21 protein-coding genes and 1 riboswitch are annotated in these 18,879 nt (G+C 72.7%); of the genes, 12 read left to right on the forward strand and 9 right to left on the reverse strand.

Annotated elements, in window-relative coordinates:
- Nucleotides 1-170: 170 nt before the first annotated feature.
- On the forward strand, nucleotides 171-629 hold the full coding sequence (locus M8H82_RS15215; RefSeq protein WP_250074112.1) for an ATP-binding protein: 459 nt from the start codon (nucleotides 171-173) through the stop codon (nucleotides 627-629).
- Nucleotides 630-757: 128 nt separating this feature from the next.
- Here M8H82_RS15215 and M8H82_RS15220 read toward each other — a convergent pair whose 3' ends face one another.
- From M8H82_RS15220 to M8H82_RS15230, 3 genes are all read right to left on the reverse strand, one after another.
- The gene (locus M8H82_RS15220) at nucleotides 758-1,231 is read right to left on the reverse strand and encodes a C40 family peptidase (RefSeq protein WP_250074114.1); all 474 of its coding nucleotides are present in this window, start codon (nucleotides 1,229-1,231) and stop codon (nucleotides 758-760) included.
- A gap of 3 nt (nucleotides 1,232-1,234) precedes the next feature.
- A riboswitch (cyclic di-AMP (ydaO/yuaA leader) is annotated at nucleotides 1,235-1,440 on the reverse strand.
- Between the two features lie 337 nt (nucleotides 1,441-1,777).
- The gene (locus M8H82_RS15225; protein WP_250074116.1) at nucleotides 1,778-2,086 is read right to left on the reverse strand and encodes a hypothetical protein; all 309 of its coding nucleotides are present in this window, start codon (nucleotides 2,084-2,086) and stop codon (nucleotides 1,778-1,780) included.
- 7 nt (nucleotides 2,087-2,093) lie between these two features.
- A complete protein-coding gene (locus M8H82_RS15230; RefSeq protein WP_250074118.1) occupies nucleotides 2,094-2,672 on the reverse strand; it encodes an ATP-dependent Clp protease proteolytic subunit in 579 nt (192 codons plus the stop codon).
- Between the two features lie 69 nt (nucleotides 2,673-2,741).
- Between M8H82_RS15230 and M8H82_RS15235 the strand changes: the two genes are divergently transcribed.
- Entirely contained in the window at nucleotides 2,742-3,020 is a 279-nt protein-coding gene (locus M8H82_RS15235; RefSeq protein ID WP_250074120.1) for a type II toxin-antitoxin system Phd/YefM family antitoxin, read from the forward strand.
- Nucleotides 3,021-3,393: 373 nt separating this feature from the next.
- On the opposite strand, the gene M8H82_RS15240 is transcribed toward M8H82_RS15235, so the two are convergent.
- On the reverse strand, nucleotides 3,394-4,365 hold the full coding sequence (locus M8H82_RS15240) for an ABC transporter permease (RefSeq protein ID WP_250074122.1): 972 nt from the start codon (nucleotides 4,363-4,365) through the stop codon (nucleotides 3,394-3,396).
- Between the two features lie 127 nt (nucleotides 4,366-4,492).
- On the opposite strand from M8H82_RS15240, the gene M8H82_RS15245 reads away from it, so the two are divergent.
- The 7 genes from M8H82_RS15245 (at nucleotide 4,493) to M8H82_RS15275 (ending at nucleotide 9,763) form a co-directional block, all read left to right on the forward strand.
- Entirely contained in the window at nucleotides 4,493-5,122 is a 630-nt protein-coding gene (locus M8H82_RS15245; RefSeq protein WP_250074124.1) for a TetR/AcrR family transcriptional regulator, read from the forward strand.
- Nucleotides 5,123-5,251: 129 nt separating this feature from the next.
- The gene (locus tag M8H82_RS15250; protein ID WP_250074126.1) at nucleotides 5,252-5,554 is read left to right on the forward strand and encodes an urease subunit gamma; all 303 of its coding nucleotides are present in this window, start codon (nucleotides 5,252-5,254) and stop codon (nucleotides 5,552-5,554) included.
- A 10-nt stretch (nucleotides 5,555-5,564) separates the two neighbouring features.
- Nucleotides 5,565-5,876: an urease subunit beta gene (locus tag M8H82_RS15255; RefSeq protein WP_250074128.1), complete on the forward strand. Its 312-nt coding sequence runs from the start codon at nucleotides 5,565-5,567 to the stop codon at nucleotides 5,874-5,876.
- The gene (locus M8H82_RS15260; RefSeq protein ID WP_250074130.1) at nucleotides 5,869-7,590 is read left to right on the forward strand and encodes an urease subunit alpha; all 1,722 of its coding nucleotides are present in this window, start codon (nucleotides 5,869-5,871) and stop codon (nucleotides 7,588-7,590) included. Before M8H82_RS15255 ends, M8H82_RS15260 begins: the two co-directional genes overlap by 8 nt.
- Entirely contained in the window at nucleotides 7,590-8,264 is a 675-nt protein-coding gene (locus M8H82_RS15265) for an urease accessory protein UreF (RefSeq protein WP_250074132.1), read from the forward strand. The genes M8H82_RS15260 and M8H82_RS15265 overlap by 1 nt, the downstream gene beginning before the upstream one ends.
- Nucleotides 8,265-8,327: 63 nt before the next feature.
- On the forward strand, nucleotides 8,328-9,005 hold the full coding sequence (gene ureG / locus M8H82_RS15270) for an urease accessory protein UreG (RefSeq protein ID WP_250074134.1): 678 nt from the start codon (nucleotides 8,328-8,330) through the stop codon (nucleotides 9,003-9,005).
- On the forward strand, nucleotides 9,002-9,763 hold the full coding sequence (locus tag M8H82_RS15275) for an urease accessory protein UreD (protein ID WP_250074398.1): 762 nt from the start codon (nucleotides 9,002-9,004) through the stop codon (nucleotides 9,761-9,763). Before ureG ends, M8H82_RS15275 begins: the two co-directional genes overlap by 4 nt.
- 17 nt (nucleotides 9,764-9,780) lie before the next feature.
- Here M8H82_RS15275 and M8H82_RS15280 read toward each other — a convergent pair whose 3' ends face one another.
- The 5 genes from M8H82_RS15280 to M8H82_RS15300 all read right to left on the reverse strand — a co-directional run bounded on the left by M8H82_RS15280 (nucleotide 9,781) and on the right by M8H82_RS15300 (nucleotide 15,896).
- Nucleotides 9,781-10,503, reverse strand: a complete 723-nt coding sequence (locus M8H82_RS15280; protein ID WP_250074136.1) for a 1-acyl-sn-glycerol-3-phosphate acyltransferase — start codon at nucleotides 10,501-10,503, stop codon at nucleotides 9,781-9,783.
- Nucleotides 10,504-10,669: 166 nt separating this feature from the next.
- Entirely contained in the window at nucleotides 10,670-13,117 is a 2,448-nt protein-coding gene (locus M8H82_RS15285; protein ID WP_250074138.1) for a SpoIIE family protein phosphatase, read from the reverse strand.
- Between the two features lie 117 nt (nucleotides 13,118-13,234).
- A complete protein-coding gene (gene rocD, locus M8H82_RS15290; protein WP_250074140.1) occupies nucleotides 13,235-14,452 on the reverse strand; it encodes an ornithine--oxo-acid transaminase in 1,218 nt (405 codons plus the stop codon).
- On the reverse strand, nucleotides 14,449-15,270 hold the full coding sequence (gene ddaH, locus M8H82_RS15295) for a dimethylargininase (RefSeq protein ID WP_250074142.1): 822 nt from the start codon (nucleotides 15,268-15,270) through the stop codon (nucleotides 14,449-14,451). The genes rocD and ddaH overlap by 4 nt, the downstream gene beginning before the upstream one ends.
- A gap of 122 nt (nucleotides 15,271-15,392) precedes the next feature.
- Nucleotides 15,393-15,896: an Lrp/AsnC family transcriptional regulator gene (locus M8H82_RS15300; protein WP_250074144.1), complete on the reverse strand. Its 504-nt coding sequence runs from the start codon at nucleotides 15,894-15,896 to the stop codon at nucleotides 15,393-15,395.
- A gap of 77 nt (nucleotides 15,897-15,973) precedes the next feature.
- Between M8H82_RS15300 and M8H82_RS15305 the strand changes: the two genes are divergently transcribed.
- Genes M8H82_RS15305 through M8H82_RS15315 form a run of 3 tightly spaced genes read left to right on the forward strand, consistent with a single transcriptional unit; the run spans nucleotide 15,974 to nucleotide 18,811 of the window.
- Nucleotides 15,974-16,723 carry a LytTR family DNA-binding domain-containing protein gene (locus M8H82_RS15305; protein WP_250074146.1) on the forward strand — a complete coding sequence of 250 codons (750 nt, stop codon included), beginning with the start codon at nucleotides 15,974-15,976 and terminating at the stop codon, nucleotides 16,721-16,723.
- Between the two features lie 2 nt (nucleotides 16,724-16,725).
- Nucleotides 16,726-17,088, forward strand: coding sequence for a hypothetical protein (locus tag M8H82_RS15310; RefSeq protein ID WP_250074148.1), 363 nt, complete (start codon nucleotides 16,726-16,728; stop codon nucleotides 17,086-17,088).
- 13 nt (nucleotides 17,089-17,101) lie between these two features.
- The gene (locus tag M8H82_RS15315; RefSeq protein WP_250074150.1) at nucleotides 17,102-18,811 is read left to right on the forward strand and encodes a cation acetate symporter; all 1,710 of its coding nucleotides are present in this window, start codon (nucleotides 17,102-17,104) and stop codon (nucleotides 18,809-18,811) included.
- Nucleotides 18,812-18,879 lie beyond the last annotated feature (68 nt).

The raw sequence follows: 18,879 nt of genomic DNA on the forward strand, positions 1-18,879 counted from the left end.
GAGTAGCAGAGTTCACCGCATCGAGCGACAGATATATGCATATCTTGGTGGATCGCCACCGTGACCGGCGCGGTAATGGCAGTCTGGCGAGGAAGCACCAGTCCGGGACCGTACTCGAACCATCCGCTCCGTGTCGGACTGCGGTCCCGTGGGAAAGGGACGACGCCGCCATGGCAGACCATCTGGAAGCATCCGTCACTCTGCCGAGCGATCCCGCCTCGGTCTCCGCGGCCCGCGGCTATGTGGTCAGCACTCTCGCGGAATGGGGACTGCCGGCGGAGACGGACGTGGCCGACACCATCCGGCTCATCGTCTCCGAACTCGCCACCAACGCCGTACAGCACACCCTCGGCCAGTCACCCACCTTCACGGTGGACATCGAACTGCACCATGACGAACACCTGCGCATCGGGGTCACCGACAGCCACCCGCGGTTCCCCAAACGACTGCCGGCCGCTGTCCAGCAGGACAACGGCCGCGGTCTGGTCATCATCCGCTGGCTGACCGCCGAGTGCGGCGGCCGACTCAGAGTCAGGCCGACCCGCGAGGGCGGCAAAACGATCTCCATCGAACTTCCCTGGACCGTACCGGCCCAGCCGGTCACCACCGCGAGCCAGCAGGAGCCCTAGCGGACGCTCCGCTGACGGCATGGCGCCGGCCGCCCCGGGAGCGGTCGTCCTGCTCCTCGAAGCGGTCCTCCGGGCACCCGTCAGGGCGGCGGCGTGTCAGGGGCGCCGCCGCCCTTCGGGTGGCCGGGTCAGCTCACCCGGCCGTACCAGACGCTCTTGGTCCAGATCTTCTGCAGCCTCACCACATCCCCGGACTTCGGGGCGTGCCAGAGCTTGCCCTTACCGGCGTAGATGCCGACGTGGTAGACGTTCGACCCCGAGTGGAAGAACACGAGGTCGCCGGCCTTGCGGCTCTTGGCGGAGATGTGGCGCGTCTTGTTGTACTGCTGGGCCGCCGTACGAGGCAGCTTCTTGCCCGCCTTCTTGAACGAGTACAGCGTGAGCCCGGAGCAGTCGAAGCGGTAGGGGCCCGTGGCGCCCCACTTGTACGGGGCGCCCTTCTTCGAGGCCGCGACCTGGAGTGCCTTCGTCGCAGGCGTGGCCGCCTCCGCTTCGGCGGAGAGGCCAGGGGCCACGATCGAACCGCCCACGGCGGCGATGGTCAGAGCCGAAGCCGTACCGGCTCGGGCCATGAGCGACGGGACACGATTGAGCGCAGTCATGCGCAACCCTTCGTCAGCCGCCTGTGAAGGATGACCTGTCGGATTCGGGCTGGCGAAGTTGCCCGGCCGCGGATGCGGCTTCACCCCAAGGGCTGCTCGGTACGGACATTCCGTGCCGACAACCCGTCATGCTCGGGTCCTCCACTCCTGCCGATCCACTCCTGTCGACCGGTCATCCGGGCGGCGGCAGGACTCGGCGTCCGCCCGGATCGCCCCGCCGTTGTGGCGGGGGCTTGTCGTCAGACAGGGATCTTGGCTCACGGATGTCCGAAAATCCCAACGGAACCGTGGATTTGTGGCGTTACTCACCACTCACCCGTTCGGGTGGACACTGCTCCGTTCGAACTAGCGTCGCGGCGACGGGGGATGCCCGGACCAGCATCGGAACGTCTCTTTCGAGTGAGGGCCTAGCCTCGTTGCGCAACCCTGACGGGCCCGCGGAAGGAGACGCGACTACGCCGAAAGGGGGTACCTCCTTTGGTCCGTTTCATCTCCGGTCCGGACGGCTCGCGCCATCGCCGGATGGCCGGACCGGGCTCACCTGCGTCAACTGTCCGAGCGCGGCGGCACCGTGACGCGAGCCGTGCGGCGCTCGCCGTCCAGCACCCGCAGGGCGCGCGCCAGGGTGGGCGCGTGCACCTCGGTCTCGCCGCGCTGGTGCATGAGGGCCAGCGCGTCCCGCAGTTCGGCGGCCCGGGCGACCAACGCCTGGGCGGCGCGCAGGCCGCCGTAGGTGTCCCCGTGGCGCGCGGGGTTGATCCGGCCGAGCAGATCGACCACGTCGAGGTAACGGTCGATCAGCTCGCCCTCGGCGCGGGTCAGGGCGGGCAGCGGCGGCAGCTCCGGGGGCAGCATCCGCGGCTCACCTCCCGCCCGGGGTGGTGCGCGGGGCGCTGCGGCTGGGGACGATCCCGTCCACCAGTCCGTACTCCAGGGCCTGCTGAGCGTCCAGCACCTTGTCCCGCTCGATGTCCGCGTGCACCTGCTGCGGGCTGCGCCCGGTGTGGCGCGCGAGCATCTCCTCCAGCAGGGTCCGGACGCGTACGTGTTCCTCCGCCTGGGCGGCCAGGTCGCTCGCCCGGCCCTCCACCGGCTCGCTCGGCGCGGGTTGGCCGAGCATCACGCGCGCGTCCGGCAGCGCGTACCGCTTGCCCGGGGTGCCCGCCGCGAGCAGTACCGCCGCGGTCGGACCGGCGTGGCCGAGCAGGACCGTCTCCACGTCGCAGGTGACGTGGCGCAGGGTGTCGTAGATCGCGGACATGGCGCTGAACGGGCCGCCGGGGGAGTTGACGTACAGCGAGATGTCCCGGTCGGGGGACTGGTGCTCCAGAAGGATGAATTGCGCGATCACGTCGTTGGCGGCACCGTCGTCCACCCGCGTCCCCAGCAGGACGATCCGCTCCTCCAGGAGCTTCGCGTACGAATCCGTGCGGTCGGTCATGGCTCACGCCTCCCTCGGCAGGGGTACCCGTGCAAAATGTACAGGACGTACATGACGTAAGATAGGGACATGGCCTACGAGATTCCGGTGACGCAAGCCAGGGCTGAACTCGCCGACCTCATCAACCGGGTGGTCTACGGCGGTGAACGCGTCGTCGTGACGCGGCACGGCAAGCCCCTGGTCGCCCTCGTCTCCGCCGCCGACCTGGAGCGGCTCGCCGCCCTCGACGGTCCCGCGGAGGACCAGGTGATCACCGCGATCTCGACGGTCCGCGACCCCGCACCGGCCCCGCGCGAACCGCGACGCTTCGGAATCGCAGCGGAGCACCGGCGCCCGGGCGCCTCGTAGGACCCCGCCGCCACCTGGTGCTGCGCAGGCGGAGGTGGCTGCTGGACCTGGACACCTGTCCGGGCGCCTTGTCGTTGCTGCACTCGTAGGCCTCCGCCGCGCTGGCGCCCCGGTGCCTCGTCCCCGCGTGCGCGGCTGGTCCGGGTGGGTGCCTGGGGCGCGGACCTCCGCCTGGATGTCGCGGCGCTGACGGTCCCGCTGAAGGGGCCTCAGGCACGCCGCCGTGTTGCCGGGCCGGGGCGTCCCTGCCGCTCACGCCCTCCCGGGCGCCGCGGCGCTCATGCACCCTCGGGCGCCCCCCCCGGTGCTCACGCCCCCGGTCGCCCCCGCGCTCACGCTCCCCGGTCGCCCCCGGCGCTCACGCTCCCAGGGCCTAACCCGCCAGCGCCGGCTCCCGTTCCGTAGTCGGTGCGGTTGCCGACCGGTGCTTGAGCAAGGCGCCGAGCAGGACTGCGCCCAGGCCCAGGGCTGCCCACCAGGTCAGGGTGAGCAGGGGGCCCGTGGCCGCGGCGCCGTCGAAGAAGGCCGTGGAGCGCAGGGCGCTGGCCCCCGCGCCCGGCGGCAGCCACTGGCCGATCGCGCCGAAGGGCACGGGCAGCATCTCCGGTGCCGAGGAGGCCCCGGAGGAGGGGTTGCCGATGAGCATGACCAGGGCCGCGGTGATCCCGATCCCGGCGGTTCCGAGCAGCGCGGCCACCCCGGCGACGGCGGCGCTCACCGCCAGCGTCATCAGGCCGAACACGCCCGCTTCGGCCCACCAGTTGCCGTCGACGACGCCCAGCCAGTTGTGCGCCACGGCGGTCGCGGCGGCGCCCACCAGACCGGCGGAGCCGATCAGCGCGGCCACCGCCCGACCGCCGCGCAGCCCGACCAGGGTCGCCATCGCCCCGGCGGCGATGCCGGCCAGCACCAGCGGCAGGACGCTCGCGCTGAGGGTCGCGCCCCGGGGGTCGTCGGCGGAGGCGGGCACCACGTCGACGGTGGTGACCCCGCTGCCCTCGGCGGCGATCCGCTGCTGGAGCAACTGGGCCACGCTCGGACTCCCCGCCGAGGCCGTGAGCAGCTTCGTGCCCTCCGGGGCCACGACGATCGCGCCGTATACGGAACGGTCCTCGACGGCGTCGCGAGCCGCCGCCTCGTCGGCGTAGCGGTGAACCTCGAAGACTCCCTCGTTCCGGTCCAGTCGGCGTTCCACCTGAGCGGTGGCGGCGGCCGGCCCGGCCACCCCGAGCGGCACGTCCCGGGGCGCGGTACGGGCGGCGGGCCATGCGAAGGCCCACAGGGCGACGGCGGCGATGACCGGGACGAGGACGACGACCGCGATCGATCGGCGGCGGCTGGACATGGTTTCCCCTTGCGTGGTGCGGTGGCGCTGGAGCTAAAGAGAACGAGCATTCGTTTTAGGCGTGACACCACCGTCGCGCCGTCATGCGGCCTTGTCAAGAAGGAACGTTCGTTTTAGATTGAGGGCCATGGCTCGCGTATCCCAGGAACACCTCGACGCCCGCCGCCGCCAGATCCTGGAAGGCGCCGCCCGCTGCTTCGCCCGCAACGGCTTCCACGCCACCTCCATGCAGGACGTCCTGAAGGAAGCCGACCTCTCGGCCGGAGCGGTGTACCGCTACTTCAGCGGCAAGGACGAGCTGATCACGGCGATCGTCAAGGGCGTCCTCGCCGAGGTGCGCGCGGCGTTCGAGGAGATCACCCGGCAGAGCCCGCCCCCGCCGCCGGACGTCCTGGTCGGCGAGGTCCTGGCCCGCGCACTCGGCAGGTGGGAGACCCTGTCCGCCGACGGGGAGGCCACCTTCCCGCGGCTGATCATGCAGGTCTGGGCGGAAGCCGCACGCAACCCGGAGCTCGCGGGGGTCGTCGACGAGGTGTACGGCGTGGTGACCACCGCCTGGATCCGGGTGGTCGAGGCCTACCAGGACGCCGGGATGATGCGGGCCGACATCCCCGCCGAGCACGTCGCGCGCACGATGGTCGCCACCGTCCAGGGCTTCATCGCCCAGCAGTCCCTGCTCGGACCGGCCCCGGTCGAGGTCCTCCAGGACGGTCTGCGCGCCCTGATGAGCATGGCCGGACCGCAGCCGGGCGCCTGACGGGTCACAGCTTGGTTAACGTGCCCGAAACCCGGTCCAACTAGCCTCCCTCCACGCCACCAGGGACGTTGCCCGTGGCTGCGGCAACCGGGCCCCGCACGGTCCGGAGCGAGGACTGTGAGGTGGGCTGTGCAACTGACCCCGCACGAGCAAGAGAGACTGCTGATCCATGTGGCGGCCGACGTGGCCGAGAAGCGCCGGGCCCGCGGGCTCAGGCTCAACCACCCCGAGGCGGTCGCCCTCATCACCTCGCACATCCTCGAAGGCGCGCGGGACGGCCGCACGGTCGCCGAGCTGATGGCCTCCGGACGCAGGCTGCTCACCCGGGACGACGTCATGGACGGCATCGCCGAGATGATCCACGACGTCCAGGTCGAGGCGACCTTCCCGGACGGCACCAAGCTCGTCACCGTCCACGAGCCGATCGTCTGAGGGGGCGTCGATGATTCCCGGAGAGATCCTGTTCGCGGACGAGCCCGTCGTGTTCAACGAGGGCCGCGAGGTCACCGCGCTGACCGTCCTCAACGCCGCCGACCGGCCCGTCCAGGTCGGCTCCCACTACCACTTCGCCGAGGCCAACCCCGGTCTGGACTTCGACCGCGCCGCCGCCCGGGGCAAGCGCCTCAACATCGCCGCCGGCACCGCCGTGCGCTTCGAGCCCGGCATCCCCGTCGACGTCGAACTCGTCCCGCTCGCCGGCGCCCGCGTGGTGCCCGGACTGCGCGGGGAGACCGGGGGTGCCCTCGATGCCTGAGATCTCCCGGGCCGCGTACGCCGACCTGTTCGGCCCGACGACCGGTGACCGGATCCGGCTCGCCGACACCGATCTGCTGGTCGAGATCGAGGAGGACCGCTCCGGCGGCCCCGGACTCTCCGGTGACGAGGCCGTGTTCGGCGGCGGCAAGGTCATCCGTGAGTCCATGGGCCAGTCCCGCGCCACACGCGCCGAGGGCACCCCGGACACGGTGATCACCGGTGCGGTCGTCATCGACCACTGGGGGATCGTCAAGGCGGACGTCGGCATCCGCGACGGCCGGATCGCCGGCATCGGCAAGGCGGGCAACCCCGACACCATGGACGGGGTCCATCCCGACCTCGTCATCGGCCCCGAGACCGAGATCATCGCGGGCAACGGCCGGATCCTCACGGCCGGTGCCATCGACGCGCACGTCCACTTCATCTGCCCGCAGATCGCCGACGAGGCGCTGGCGGCGGGGATCACCACGCTGATCGGCGGCGGCACCGGACCGGCCGAGGGCTCCAAGGCGACCACCGTGACGCCGGGGCCCTGGCATCTGGCGCGGATGCTGGAGGCGATGGAGCAGTACCCCCTCAACGTCGGCTTCCTCGGCAAGGGCAACACCGTCTCGCACGAGGCGATGCTGTCGCAGATCCGGGGCGGCGCGATGGGGCTGAAGCTGCACGAGGACTGGGGCTCCACGCCCGCCGTCATCGACGCCTCGCTGACCGTCGCCGACCGCACCGGCATCCAAGTCGCCATCCACACCGACACGTTGAACGAGGCCGGGTTCGTCGGCGACACCCTCGCCGCGATCGGCGGCCGGGGCATCCACGCGTACCACACCGAAGGCGCGGGCGGCGGGCACGCGCCGGACATCATGACCGTGGTCTCCGAGCCGCACGTGCTGCCCAGCTCCACCAACCCGACGCGGCCGTTCACCGTCAACACCGCCGAGGAACACCTCGACATGCTGATGGTGTGCCACCACCTCAACCCCGCGGTGCCGGAGGATCTCGCCTTCGCCGAGTCCCGCATCCGGCCCTCGACCATCGGCGCCGAGGACATCCTGCACGACCTCGGCGCCATCTCGATCATCTCCTCCGACTCGCAGGCGATGGGTCGCGTCGGCGAGGTCGTCATGCGGACCTGGCAGACCGCCCATGTGATGAAGGGGCGGCGGGGAGCGCTGCCGGGGGACGGGCGCGCGGACAATCGCCGGGTACGGCGGTACGTCGCCAAGTACACGATCAACCCCGCGCTGGCCCAGGGCATCGCCGGGCAGGTCGGGTCCGTGGAGACCGGGAAGCTCGCCGACCTCGTGCTGTGGGAGCCGGCGTTCTTCGGCGTCAAGCCGCATCTGGTCATCAAGGGCGGGCAGATCGCGTACGCGCAGATGGGCGACGCCAACGCCTCCATCCCCACCCCGCAGCCGATCCTGCCGCGGCCCATGTACGGGGCGATCGGCCGCGGCCCGGCCGCCAACTCGCTGAACTTCGTGGCCCCGCTGGCGATCGAGGACGGGCTGCCCGAGCGGCTGCGGCTCGGCAAGCGGTTCGTGGGGATCGAGTCGACCCGGGCGGTCACCAAGGCCGACATGCGGGAGAACTCCGCCCGGCCCGAGGTGCGGGTGGACCCCGACAGTTTTGCCGTGCACATCGACGGGGAGCTGGTCGAGGCCGCTCCCGCCGCTGAACTGCCCATGGCGCAGCGCTACTTCCTCTTCTGATGTCCAGGGCAGCACTGCTCGTCCTGGCCGACGGACGGTTCCCCGCCGGGGGGCACGCGCACTCGGGCGGTGCCGAGGCAGCGGTCAAGGCGGGACGGATCACCGGGGCAGGGAGCCTGGAGGACTTCTGCCGGGGGCGGTTGCACACGGCGGGGCGGGTCTCCGCCGCACTCGCCGCGTCGGCCGCGCTCGGGGTGGACGCGGTGTCGTTGGACGCGGCCGCGGACGCCCGCACCCCCTCGCCCGCGCTGCGTACCGCGGCCCGCAAGCTGGGACGGCAGCTGCTGCGGGCCGCCCGCGCCGTCTGGCCCTCCGACGAACTCGACGCGCTGGCACGGGCGTTCCCCAAGGGGGCGCACCAGCCGGTGGTGCTGGGGCTCGCCGCCCGGGCGGCGGGGCTCGGACCGCAGGACGCGGCGTACTGCGCCGTCTACGAGAGCGTCAGCGGGCCCGCGTCCGCGACCGTACGGCTGCTGAGCCTCGACCCGTTCCAGGCCACGGCGGTGCTGGCCCGGCTCGCTCCCGAGCTGGACCGGGTGGTGGACCAGGCGGTGCGGGCCGCGCATGCGGTGGCCGACGAGGGAGTCGACGCGCTGCCCGCCGCGTCCGCGCCGTTGCTGGAGATCGGCGCGGAGGTGCACGCCTCCTGGGCGGTGCGGTTGTTCGCGTCCTGAGATCACACGCAAGGCCGGCCCGACGGGCTGTACCCGCCGGGCCGGCGGAGAAGGAGCCGTTCCATGCATCTCGACCACTCCCACGACGGGCCCGCCGCCATCGGCGCCGACGCCCGGCGCCCCGACGGCTCCCGCCGGGCCCTGCGCATCGGGCTCGGCGGGCCCGTGGGGTCGGGGAAGACCGCCACCGTCGCCGCGCTCTGCCGCGCCCTGCGCGACGAGTTGTCCCTCGCCGTCGTCACCAACGACATCTACACCCGCGAGGACGCCGAGTTCCTGCTGCGGGAAGCCGTGCTGCCGCCCGAGCGGATCACCGCCGTCGAGACCGGGGCCTGCCCGCACACCGCCATCCGGGACGACATCTCCGCCAACCTCGAAGCCGTCGAGGACCTGGAGGACGAGGTCGGGCCGCTGCAGCTCATCCTCGTGGAGTCCGGCGGGGACAATCTCACGGCGACCTTCTCCAAGGGGCTCGTCGACGCGCAGGTCTTCGTGATCGACGTGGCCGGCGGCGACGACATCCCCCGCAAGGGCGGGCCCGGCGTGACCACCGCCGATCTGCTCGTCGTCAACAAGACCGATCTCGCCCCGTACGTCGGCTCCGACCTCGCCCGCATGGCGGCGGACGCCATGGCGCAGCGGGCCGAACTGCCGGTCGTGTTCCAGTCGCTGCGCTCCGAGCACGGCGTGCGGGACGTCGCCGCGTGGGTGCGGGCGCAACTCGCCGCGTGGTCGGCGTGATCGCCACCGGCGTCGCCGCCACCGCCCGGATCGGCGCCCGCGCCGACGGCCGGGGCGGTACGGCGCTGCCCGTACTGGAGGGCGAGGGGCCGCTGGCGCTGCGGCGCACCCGGGGGAGCGGGAGCGAGGCCCGGGTCATGCTCGTCGGCGCGATGAGCGGCCCCCTCGGCGGTGACCGCTTCGCCGTCGAGGCCGAGGTGGCGCAGGGGGCGTGCCTGCACGTCGGATCCGCCGCCGCGACCATCGCCCTCCCGGGGCAGGCCAAGGGCGAGGCCCGCTACGACGTCCGGCTGACCGTCGCGGACGGCGGCGAACTGCGCTGGCTGCCCGAGCAGCTGATCTGCGCCGGCGGCAGCGACCTGTACGTCACCACCCGGGCCGACCTCGGTGCCGGGGCCCGGCTGGTGCTGCGCGAGGAGCAGGTGCTCGGGCGGGTGGGGGAGGAGCCGGGGCGGCTCACCAGCCGGCTGGCGGTGCGGATCGCCGGGCGGACCGTCCTGGATCAGGAACTGGCCTGCGGGCCCGGAGCGCCGGGCGGCTGGGACGGGCCCGCCGGACTGGCGGGGCATCGCGCGGTCGGGCAACTCGTCGTCGTACGGCCGGAGTTCGGGGACGAGCCGGTGACGCCGCGCATCCTCGCCGAGCACGCCGTCCTGGTTCCGCTGGCCGGGCCCGCCGCGCTGGTGACCGCCGTGGCGCCGGACGCGCGGGTGCTGCGGCAGGTGCTGGACCGGGCGCTGGGGGCGCTGGCCGGGTGAACCCGCCGCCCGGGGCTTCAGCCGAGCGGCATCTTCGGGAACCTGCGCCTGGGGGCGTTCGCCTCGGCCTCCTTCGCCTTGACGACGGCCGCGTACTCGTCGACGTACTCCTGCTCCGAGAGGGACAGGATGGCGTACATGATCTCGTCGGTGATGGCGCGCAGGATCGCCTTCTCGTTCTCCATCCCGGCGTAGCGGGAGAAGTCCAGGGGCTTGCCGAAGCGGATGACCACCGGGTGGATGTTGGGGATGACCTTCCCGGGCGGCTGGGCCTCGAAGGTGCCGATCATCGCGCACGGGATCACCGGGACGCCGGCCTTCAACGCCATCACGGCGACGCCCACCTTGCCCTTGTACAGGCGGCCGTCGTGCGAGCGGGTGCCCTCCGGGTAGATGCCCAGCAACTCGTCCTTGCTCAGCACGCCGAGGCCCTCGCGGATCGCGGCCTGGCCGGCGTCCTTGCCGGAGCGGTCGACCGGGATCTGCCCGGCGCTGCGGAAGAAGAAGGCCGTGAGGCGCCCCTTGAGGCCGGGGCCGGTGAAGTACTCGGCCTTGGCCAGGAAGGTGATGCGCCGCTTGAGGATCGCGGGCATCAGGAAGTGGTCCGAGAAGGAGAGGTGGTTGCCCGCGACGATGGCCGCCCCGGACGACGGGACATGTCCGAGGCCCTCGATGCGCGGGCGGAAGACCAGTCTCAACAACGGGCCCAGCAACACGTACTTGAGCAGGTAGTAGAACAAGGAGTCGCTCCTCTACGTGCTGGTCAACCGGCGTGTTGTGGGGGTGCCAGTGTAGGCATGGGCCAGGGTGCCCGTAACCGGGCCGGGACGACTGGCTCAGACCTTTCCGGCAGGCTCGACGGGTACCCCGCCACCGGACCTCATGCCCCGTCAGGCGAAGGACGGATCATTCGATCGGCTCGGTGAGCGACTGCTCGGCCCAGATGATCTTCCCTTCGGGAGCGAAGCGCGTGCCCCACCGCTGGGCGAACTGGGACACCAGCAGCAGCCCCCGGCCGCCCTCGTCGGTGACGCGGGGGTGGCGCAGATGGGGTGCGGAGGCGCCGCCGTCCAGGACCTCGCAGATCAGTGAGCGCTCCTTGATCAGCCGCAGCCGGATGGGCCCGCCGGCGTGCCGTATGGCGTTGGTGACCAGCTCGCTGACGACCAGCTCGGTGGTGAAGGCCAGCGGCTCCAGGCCCCACTCGGTGAGCTGGCGGGTGGCGCCCTTGCGGGCGTCGGCGACCATGGCGGGGTCGCTCGGCAGGTCCCAGTCCGCGACCTGGCCGTCGCCGAGCAGCCGGGTGCGGGCCATCAGCAGCACCACGTCGTCGTGCGGCCGCACCGGCACCAGCGCGTCGACCACCGCACGCGAGCGCAGCGCGAGCGAGGCCGCGGGGCGCTCCAGGACCGGCCGCAGCCGGTCCGGGTCCGCGTCGATCGCCCACGACTCTCCGCGGGCCAGCAGACCGTCCGTGTACAGGGCGAGGATGCTGCCCTCGGCCAGCACCATCTCGACCGACTCGAACGGCGGACCGCCGATGCCCAGCGGCGGGCCCTGCGGCAGGTCGACGAAGGTGACCTCCCCGTCGGGCAGCACCACGGCCGGGGACGGATGGCCCGCGGCGGCCATGGTGCACTGCCCGTCGACCGGGTCGTACACCGCGTACACGCACCCCGACCCCACCGCCCGCATGCTGTCGGCGCCCTCCGTGTCCGGCGCCACGCCGTCGTCCCGGGCCGACCGTCCGACCAGGTCGTCGAGGTGGGCCAGCACCTCCTCGGGCCGCAGGTCCAGCGCGGCGAGCGTCCGTACGGCTGTCCGCAGCCGGCCCATGGCGGCGGCGGCGCCGATCCCGTGCCCGGGAACCTCGCCCACCACCAGGGCCACCCGCGCCCCGGACAGCGGCACCACGTCGTACCAGTCGCCGCCGAGGCCGGTCAGCTCGTCGGCGGGCCGGTAGCAGGCGGCGACCTCCACGGCGTCCTGGTCGGACAGCCGGTGGGGGAGCAGACTGCGCTGCAGGACCAGGGCCGCGTCCCGTTCGCGGGTGTAGCGGCGGGCGTTGTCCACGCAGACCGCGGCCCGCGACACCAGGTCCTCGGCAAGCCGCAGATCGTCCTCGTCGAAGGGCTCCTGGCGGCCCCGCCGGAAGAACGTGGTGATGCCCAGGGTCACGCCCCGGGCCCGGACCGGCACGATCATCACGCTGTGCAGGCCCAGCTCCCGGAAGGTGGCCTCCCGGCCGAGCACGTCCGCCGCCCACTCCCGGGCCAGCGGATCGAGCTGCTCCGCGCGCCAGGAGCTGCCCGTGGTCAGGCAGCGGATCGGCGGCGATCCGGCCAGGTAGGTGGCGACCGAGCCGATGCCGACGGCCTCGTCCTCGGTCACCGAGCGGTGGCCCGCCCGGCGCAGCTCCACCGGTTCACGGTCGCTCAGCGGCCCCGGCGCAGGCTCCCCGCCGGTGATCACCGACTCCAGCAGGTCCACCCGGGCCAGGTCGGCGAAGCCGGGCACGGCCACGTCGGCCAGCTCCTGGGCGGTGTGCACCACGTCCAGGGTGCGGCCGATGTGCCGGCCCGCCTTGTCCAGCAGGGCGAGCCGCCCGCGGGCGCGGTGCCGCTCGCTGACGTCGACGACCGTGTAGTACACGCCCATGGCCCGGCCCCGGTCGTCGTCGAGCCGGGTGAACGACATCACGTGCGCCGTCTCCCGGTGCGGGGCGGAGCGCACCCGCCCCAGATGCTCGTACCCGACCACCGGCTCGCCGGTCTCCAGCACGTGCCGCATCTGCGCCTCGACGCCCGCCGCGTCCAGTCCGGGCTGTATGTCGCCGAGCCGCCGCCCGAGCCGCTGGTGGGCCGGTCCGCCGCCGAACTGCTCCAGCGCGGCGTTGGACCACACGAACCTCAGGTCCGTGTCGACGATCGCTATGCCGACGGGCGAGCGGGCCACCATCTGCTCCAGCACCGGCCGGCTCATGTTCCAGCCGGGCGCCTGCTCCATCTCCGACAGCAGCGCCAGCCAGCGTGCCGGGCCGCCCGGCTCCGGCGCCGCAACGACCCGCACCATGAGCCGTAGCTCGCGGCCGTCCGCGCGCCGGGCGGTCAGCAGCCCGGCCCATCCGCCGTCCCGGCGACAGCGTTCGGCCAATTCGGGGACGCGGGCCGCGTCCCCGGCCGCCAGCAGGACCGAGACGGGCCGGCCCACCACCTCCGCCGCCGCATACGCGAACAGCCGCTGGGCCCCGCTGGTCCAGCAGGTCACCAGCCCCTGGGCGTCGAGCAGCACGGGGGCGGCATCGGCCACGTCGAACCGATGCCGCTCCGGGGTGTGCTCCTCGTGTGTGCCCACGGCCGACCTCTCCGTCGCTGGGTTCGCTGAGAGCGGTCCACGTCAGAGGTCTACCACCTCTGATCCCAGTGTTCACCCTCGCAGCGAGGAGCAAAGACGGCCACCGCGCGGTCAGGCCTACCCGAGCACCTTCTCCAGCGAGGCGAGTGCCCCGGTCAGCTCCTCCGCGGTGATCGTCAGCGGGGGCGCGAGCCGGATGGTGGAGCCGTGGGTGTCCTTGACCAGCACACCCTCCCGCATCAGCCGCTCACCGATCTCCCGCCCGCTGCCCACGGCCGGGTCGACGTCCACGCCCGCCCACAGGCCGCGCGCGCGGAAGCCGACGACGCCCTTGCCGACCAGCTCCGTCAGACCGCCCCGCAGGACCACGCCCAGCTCGGCCGCCCGGCGCTGGAATTCACCCGTCTCCAGCAGTTCCACCACCGCGGTGCCGACCGCGGCGGCCAGCGGGTTGCCGCCGAACGTCGAGCCGTGCTCGCCGGGCCGCAGCACCCCGAGCACCTCCCGCCGGGCCACCACCGCGGACACCGGCACGATGCCGCCGCCGAGCGCCTTGCCGAGGAGCAGCATGTCGGGGACGACCGCCTCGTGCTCGACGGCGAGGGTGCGGCCGGTGCGGCCGAGGCCCGACTGGATCTCGTCCGCGATGAACAGGCACCCCGTGCGCCGGGTCAGCTCCCGCACCCCGGCCAGATAGCCGTCGTCCGGGATGAGCACGCCCGCCTCGCCCTGGATGGGTTCGATGAGCACCGCCGCCGTGGTGTCGTCGACGGCCTCCTCCAGCGCGGCCAGGTCGTTGTACGGCACGATCCGGAACCCCGGGGTGAAGGGGCCGAAGCCGCTGCGGGCCGTCTCGTCGGTGGAGAAGCTGACGATCGTCGTCGTACGGCCGTGGAAGTTGTCCGCCGCGACCACGATCGTGGCCCGGTCGGCGGGGACGCCCTTGACCTCGTACGCCCACTTGCGGGCCACCTTGACGGCGCTCTCGACCGCCTCGGCGCCGGTGTTCATGGGCAGCACCATGTCCAGGCCGGTCAGCGCGGCGAGGCGTTCGGCGAACTCGGCGAGCCGGTCGTTGTGGAAGGCGCGCGAGGTCAGCGTGAGCCGGTCCAGCTGGCGGTGGGCGGCCTCGATCAGGCCGGGGTGGCGGTGGCCGAAGTTCAGCGCCGAGTAGCCGGCCAGCATGTCGAGGTACCGGCGGCCCTCGACGTCCTCCACCCAGGTGCCCTCGGCACGCGCGACGACGACCGGCAGCGGGTGGTAGTTGTGCGCGAGGACGGGCTCCTCGGCACGGATCAGGTCGGCGGAGGAACGGGTGCGCGCGGGTGCGGTCATGAGCGGATCTCCTGGGTGCAGCACTTGATGCCGCCGCCGGCCTTGTGCAGCTCGGACAGGTCGACGGGGACGGGGACGTAGCCGCGCAGGGCGAGCTGGTCGGCCAGGGCGGTCGCGCCCGGCGCGATGAAGACGTGCAGGCCGTCGGAGACGGAGTTCAGGCCGAAGGCCATCGCGTCCTCGCGGGTCGCCAGGACGGCGTCCGGGTACAGGCGCCGCAGCACCTCGCGGCTGCCCGGCGAGAACGCCTCCGGGTAGTAGGCGATGTTCTCCTCGGGGCCGTCGTCGAGCACGAACAGCGCGGTGTCGAGGTGGTAGAAGTACGGGTCCACCAACGTCAGCCCGATCACCGGGACGCCGAAGAACTCCTGCACCTCGCGATGAGCCTCGCGGGTCGTGCGGAAGCCGGTGCCGGCCAGCACGTACCGGCCCGTGGGGACGAGGTCGCCCTCGCCCTCGCACACCGACTCCGGGCGGTAGACGTCGAATCCGGACGCCTTGAACCAGGTGTCGTAGTGGGTGGACTCCGGGCGGCGCTCGGGCGCGTGGAAGAGCGAGCCGAAGACCCGGCCGTCGACGGTCACCGCGCAGTTCGCGGCGAAGACCATGTCGGGCAGGCCGGGGACCGGCTCCACCGACTCGACGGTGTGGCCGTGGGAGCGGTAGGCGCGGATCAGTGACCGCCACTGCTTCTGGGCCAGACCGGCGTCGACCCGGTTGTCGGGATGCATCCAGGGATTGATCGCGTACTGCACGGCGAAGTGTCTGGGTTCGCAGACGAGAAAGCGCCGTCGGCGCTGCACACGGCTTTCGGGCACAGAGGGGTTCCTCCGCTTCCTGCGGTGTGGATGGGGTTGTCACCACGGTAGGGAGGGACCCAGACGCCCGACAAGGAACAAGAGCTGCGCGTTCGCGCAGGAATGCTGCGTGTTCTCGCCGCTCAGCGCACGTCTGCTGCGCCGTCGGGGGCCGGCTGGCTGGCGCCCGCCTCCGGGCTGTCCGGCAGGAGGTGGGACAGCACCATCACGCTGATCGTCTTGCGGATGAACGGCTCCACGCGGATCCGCTCCAGCACCTCCTCGAAGTGCTCCACGTCCCGCGCCCGGACGTGCAGCAGCGCGTCCGCGCCACCGGTCACCGTCATCGCCGCGGTGATCTCCGGATGGTTGCGGGCCACCTCCGCGAGCCGCCGCGGCGGGGCCGCGCCCTCGCAGTACACCTCGACGTACGCCTCCGTGCGCCAGCCCAGCGCGGACGGCTTCACCGTGGCCGTGAACCCGGTGATCACACCGGACTCCCGCAGCCGGTCCACCCGCCGCTTGACCGCCGTGGAGGACAGTCCGACGTCCGCGCCGATCTCGGCGAAACTGCTCCGGGCGTTCGCCATCAGGGCGGTGAGGATCTTCCGGTCGAGCTCGTCGAACGGCGTGGGCCTGCTGTTCATGGCGGCACCCTATCCAGCGGGAACGTCTTCCCTGCGCCCGTGTGCAGGCGTACGAATTGCTCCTACACTCCACGTTCATGCTGCGCGCCCTGGCTGTCGACGACGAAAGCCCCTCGCTGGAGGAACTGCTGTTCCTCCTCAACGCCGATCCCCGGATCGGCAGCGCGGAGGGCGCGGGGGACGCCACCGTGGCGCTGCGCCGGATCAACCGCGCGCTGGAGTCGGGGCCGGGCGGGCCCGAGGCGATCGACGTCGTCTTCCTCGACATCAACATGCCCGGCCTCGACGGACTCGACCTGGCCCGGCTGCTCACCGGGTTCGCCAAGCCGCCGCTGGTCGTGTTCGTCACCGCGCACGAGGACTTCGCCGTGCAGGCCTTCGACCTCAAGGCCGTCGACTACGTCCTCAAACCGGTCCGCAAGGAGCGGCTCGCCGAGGCGGTCCGCCGGGCCGCCGAACTCATCGGCACCGGCTCCCGCATACCCGTCCACGAGCCCGACCCCGACCACATACCCGTCGAACTCGGCGGGGTGACCCGGTTCGTCCCCGTCGACGACATCACCCATGTCGAGGCCCAGGGCGACTACGCCCGCCTGCACACCGACAAGGGCAGCCACCTCGTCCGCATCCCGCTGTCCACCCTGGAGGAGCGCTGGCGCTCCCGCGGCTTCGTCCGCATCCACCGCCGCCATCTGGTCGCCCTGCGCCACATCGGCGAACTCCGCCTGGACGCGGGCACCGTGAGCGTCCTGGTCGGCTCCGAGGAACTGCAGGTCAGCAGGCGGCACGCGCGGGAGCTGCGGGACCTGCTGATGAGGAGGACCTGACGATGCCCGGCCAGGACCCCGCCGAGCGCCGCGTCGTCGTCACCGGCCCGCCCCGCCGCCCCCCGTCCGGCTACTACCGTCCGCGCACCGAGATCGACGAGCAGACCACCCTCGGCCACACCTACGTCCGCTCCCTGATGCGCTCCCAACTGCGCGCCGCCCTCGCCGTGGTCGCCGTCCTCGTACTGCTCGTCGGACCGCTGCCGCTGCTGTTCGCCACCGTCCCGGACTCCGACCGCCTGGAATGGACGGTCCTCGGCTTCGGCCTGTACGCCCCGCTCGTGCTGCTCGCCCGCTGGTACGTGCGGCGCGCCGAGCGCAACGAGCGGGACCTCGTGCGCCTCGTCGAGGACCAGGACCGCTGAGGGCCGACGGACCGTGAACGAGAACTACGCCGTCCCCGCCGTCGCGCTCGTCGTCCTGGCGACCGTGTTCGTCGGCGCCTTCGGCCTGCGCATCTCCCGCACCACCTCCGACTTCTACGTCGCCTCCCGCACCGTCGGACCTCGCCTGAACGCGGCCGCCATCAGCGGCGAGTACCTCTCCGCCGCGTCCTTCCTCGGCATCGCCGGCCTGGTTCTCGTCCAGGGCCCCGACATGCTCTGGTACCCGGTCGGCTACACCGCCGGCTATCTGGTCCTGCTCCTCTTCGTCGCCGCCCCGCTGCGCCGCTCCGGCGCCTACACGCTCCCCGACTTCGCCGAGGCCCGGCTCGCCTCCTCGGCGGTACGGCGGCTGGCCGGGGCCTTCGTGGTGGGGGTCGGCTGGCTCTATCTGCTGCCCCAGCTGCAGGGCGCCGGGCTGACGCTGACCGTCCTCACCCGTGCGCCCGACTGGCTCGGCGGGGTGATCGTGGCGGTCGTGGTGGTCGCCATCGTCGCCGCGGGCGGCATGCGCAGCATCACCTTCGTGCAGGCCTTCCAGTACTGGCTGAAGCTCACGGCCCTGCTGGTGCCCGCCCTCTTCCTGGTCCTCGCCTGGCAGCGCGACGGCGCCCCGCACCACGCCTTCGACGAACCCGCCGCCTTCCGCGAACAGCGCACGATCCGCGTCGACGACAGCCTGGAGCTGCGCCTGGAGCGTCCGCTGACCGTCACCGTGAGCGGTACCGTCGACGGCCGCCCGCACGAGGACCAGCGGCTCGAACTCCCCGTCGGCAGCCATCGCATCGAGGCCGGCACCCGGCTGACGTTCGCCCGGGGCGCCCACGTCCCCGAGGCCGAACGCGACGGCGACGGGGGCCTGTCGCCCTCCCAGGCCGAGAGCCGCGGTGAACGCCCGCTGTACGCCACGTACGGGCTGATCCTCGCCACCTTCCTCGGCACCATGGGCCTGCCGCACGTCGTCGTCCGCTTCTACACCAGCCCGCACGGCGTCGCCGCCCGCCGCACCACCGTCGCCGTCCTCGGCCTGATCGGCGCCTTCTACCTGCTGCCCCCGGTCTACGGCGCCCTCGGCCGGCTGTACGCCCCCGAGCTCACCCTCACCGGCGACGCGGACGCCGCCGTGCTGCTGCTGCCGGAGCGGATGATCGGGGGCCTGGGCGGCGACCTGCTCGGCGCGCTGGTCGCCGGGGGAGCGTTCGCCGCGTTCCTGTCGACCGCCTCGGGACTGACCATGGCCGTCGCGGGCGTCCTCACCCAGGACGTCCTCCCCTCGCGGGGCGTACGGCACTTCCGGCTCGGCACGCTGCTGGCGATGGCCGTACCGCTCGCGGCGAGCGCCCTGGTCGGCGGGCTGCCGGTGGCCGACGCCGTGGGGCTCGCCTTCGCCGTGTCCGCGTCCTCCTTCTGCCCGCTGCTGGTGCTGGGCATCTGGTGGCGCCGGCTCACCCCGCAGGGGGCGGCCGCCGGGATGCTGGTGGGCGGCGGCTCCGCCCTGCTCGCCGTCGCCGCGACCATGGCCGGTCTGCCCGGCACCGGCGCCCTGCACGCCCTGCTGGCCTGGCCCGCCCTCTGGTCGGTACCGCTGGGCTTCCTCACGATGACCCTGGTCTCCCTGGCCACCCCGAGCCGGGTTCCGCCCGGAACGGCATCCATCCTGGCCCGCTTCCACCTGCCGGAGGAACTGGCGGAGGTGAAGGCGTGAACGGCGCGGCAGCCGCCCGACGGCCTGTTCCGGCTCACCCCGCGGAGCGCCGCGCGGAGGTGAAGGCA

The organism is Streptomyces sp. YS415 (assembly GCF_023544665.1).
Lineage (GTDB): Bacteria > Actinomycetota > Actinomycetes > Streptomycetales > Streptomycetaceae > Streptomyces.

Coding starts and splice junctions, on each gene's coding strand:
- M8H82_RS15255 (WP_250074128.1), top strand. CDS start 5,565: ATGATTCCCGGAGAGATCCTGTTCGCGGACGAGCCCGTCGTGTTCAAC.
- M8H82_RS15215 (WP_250074112.1), top strand. CDS start 171: ATGGCAGACCATCTGGAAGCATCCGTCACTCTGCCGAGCGATCCCGCC.
- M8H82_RS15310 (WP_250074148.1), top strand. CDS start 16,726: ATGCCCGGCCAGGACCCCGCCGAGCGCCGCGTCGTCGTCACCGGCCCG.
- rocD (WP_250074140.1), bottom strand. CDS start 14,452: ATGACCGCACCCGCGCGCACCCGTTCCTCCGCCGACCTGATCCGTGCC.
- ureG (WP_250074134.1), top strand. CDS start 8,328: ATGCATCTCGACCACTCCCACGACGGGCCCGCCGCCATCGGCGCCGAC.
- M8H82_RS15245 (WP_250074124.1), top strand. CDS start 4,493: ATGGCTCGCGTATCCCAGGAACACCTCGACGCCCGCCGCCGCCAGATC.
- M8H82_RS15235 (WP_250074120.1), top strand. CDS start 2,742: ATGGCCTACGAGATTCCGGTGACGCAAGCCAGGGCTGAACTCGCCGAC.
- M8H82_RS15220 (WP_250074114.1), bottom strand. CDS start 1,231: ATGACTGCGCTCAATCGTGTCCCGTCGCTCATGGCCCGAGCCGGTACG.
- M8H82_RS15240 (WP_250074122.1), bottom strand. CDS start 4,365: ATGTCCAGCCGCCGCCGATCGATCGCGGTCGTCGTCCTCGTCCCGGTC.
- M8H82_RS15300 (WP_250074144.1), bottom strand. CDS start 15,896: ATGAACAGCAGGCCCACGCCGTTCGACGAGCTCGACCGGAAGATCCTC.
- M8H82_RS15230 (WP_250074118.1), bottom strand. CDS start 2,672: ATGACCGACCGCACGGATTCGTACGCGAAGCTCCTGGAGGAGCGGATC.
- M8H82_RS15225 (WP_250074116.1), bottom strand. CDS start 2,086: ATGCTGCCCCCGGAGCTGCCGCCGCTGCCCGCCCTGACCCGCGCCGAG.
- M8H82_RS15265 (WP_250074132.1), top strand. CDS start 7,590: ATGTCCAGGGCAGCACTGCTCGTCCTGGCCGACGGACGGTTCCCCGCC.
- M8H82_RS15260 (WP_250074130.1), top strand. CDS start 5,869: ATGCCTGAGATCTCCCGGGCCGCGTACGCCGACCTGTTCGGCCCGACG.
- M8H82_RS15305 (WP_250074146.1), top strand. CDS start 15,974: ATGCTGCGCGCCCTGGCTGTCGACGACGAAAGCCCCTCGCTGGAGGAA.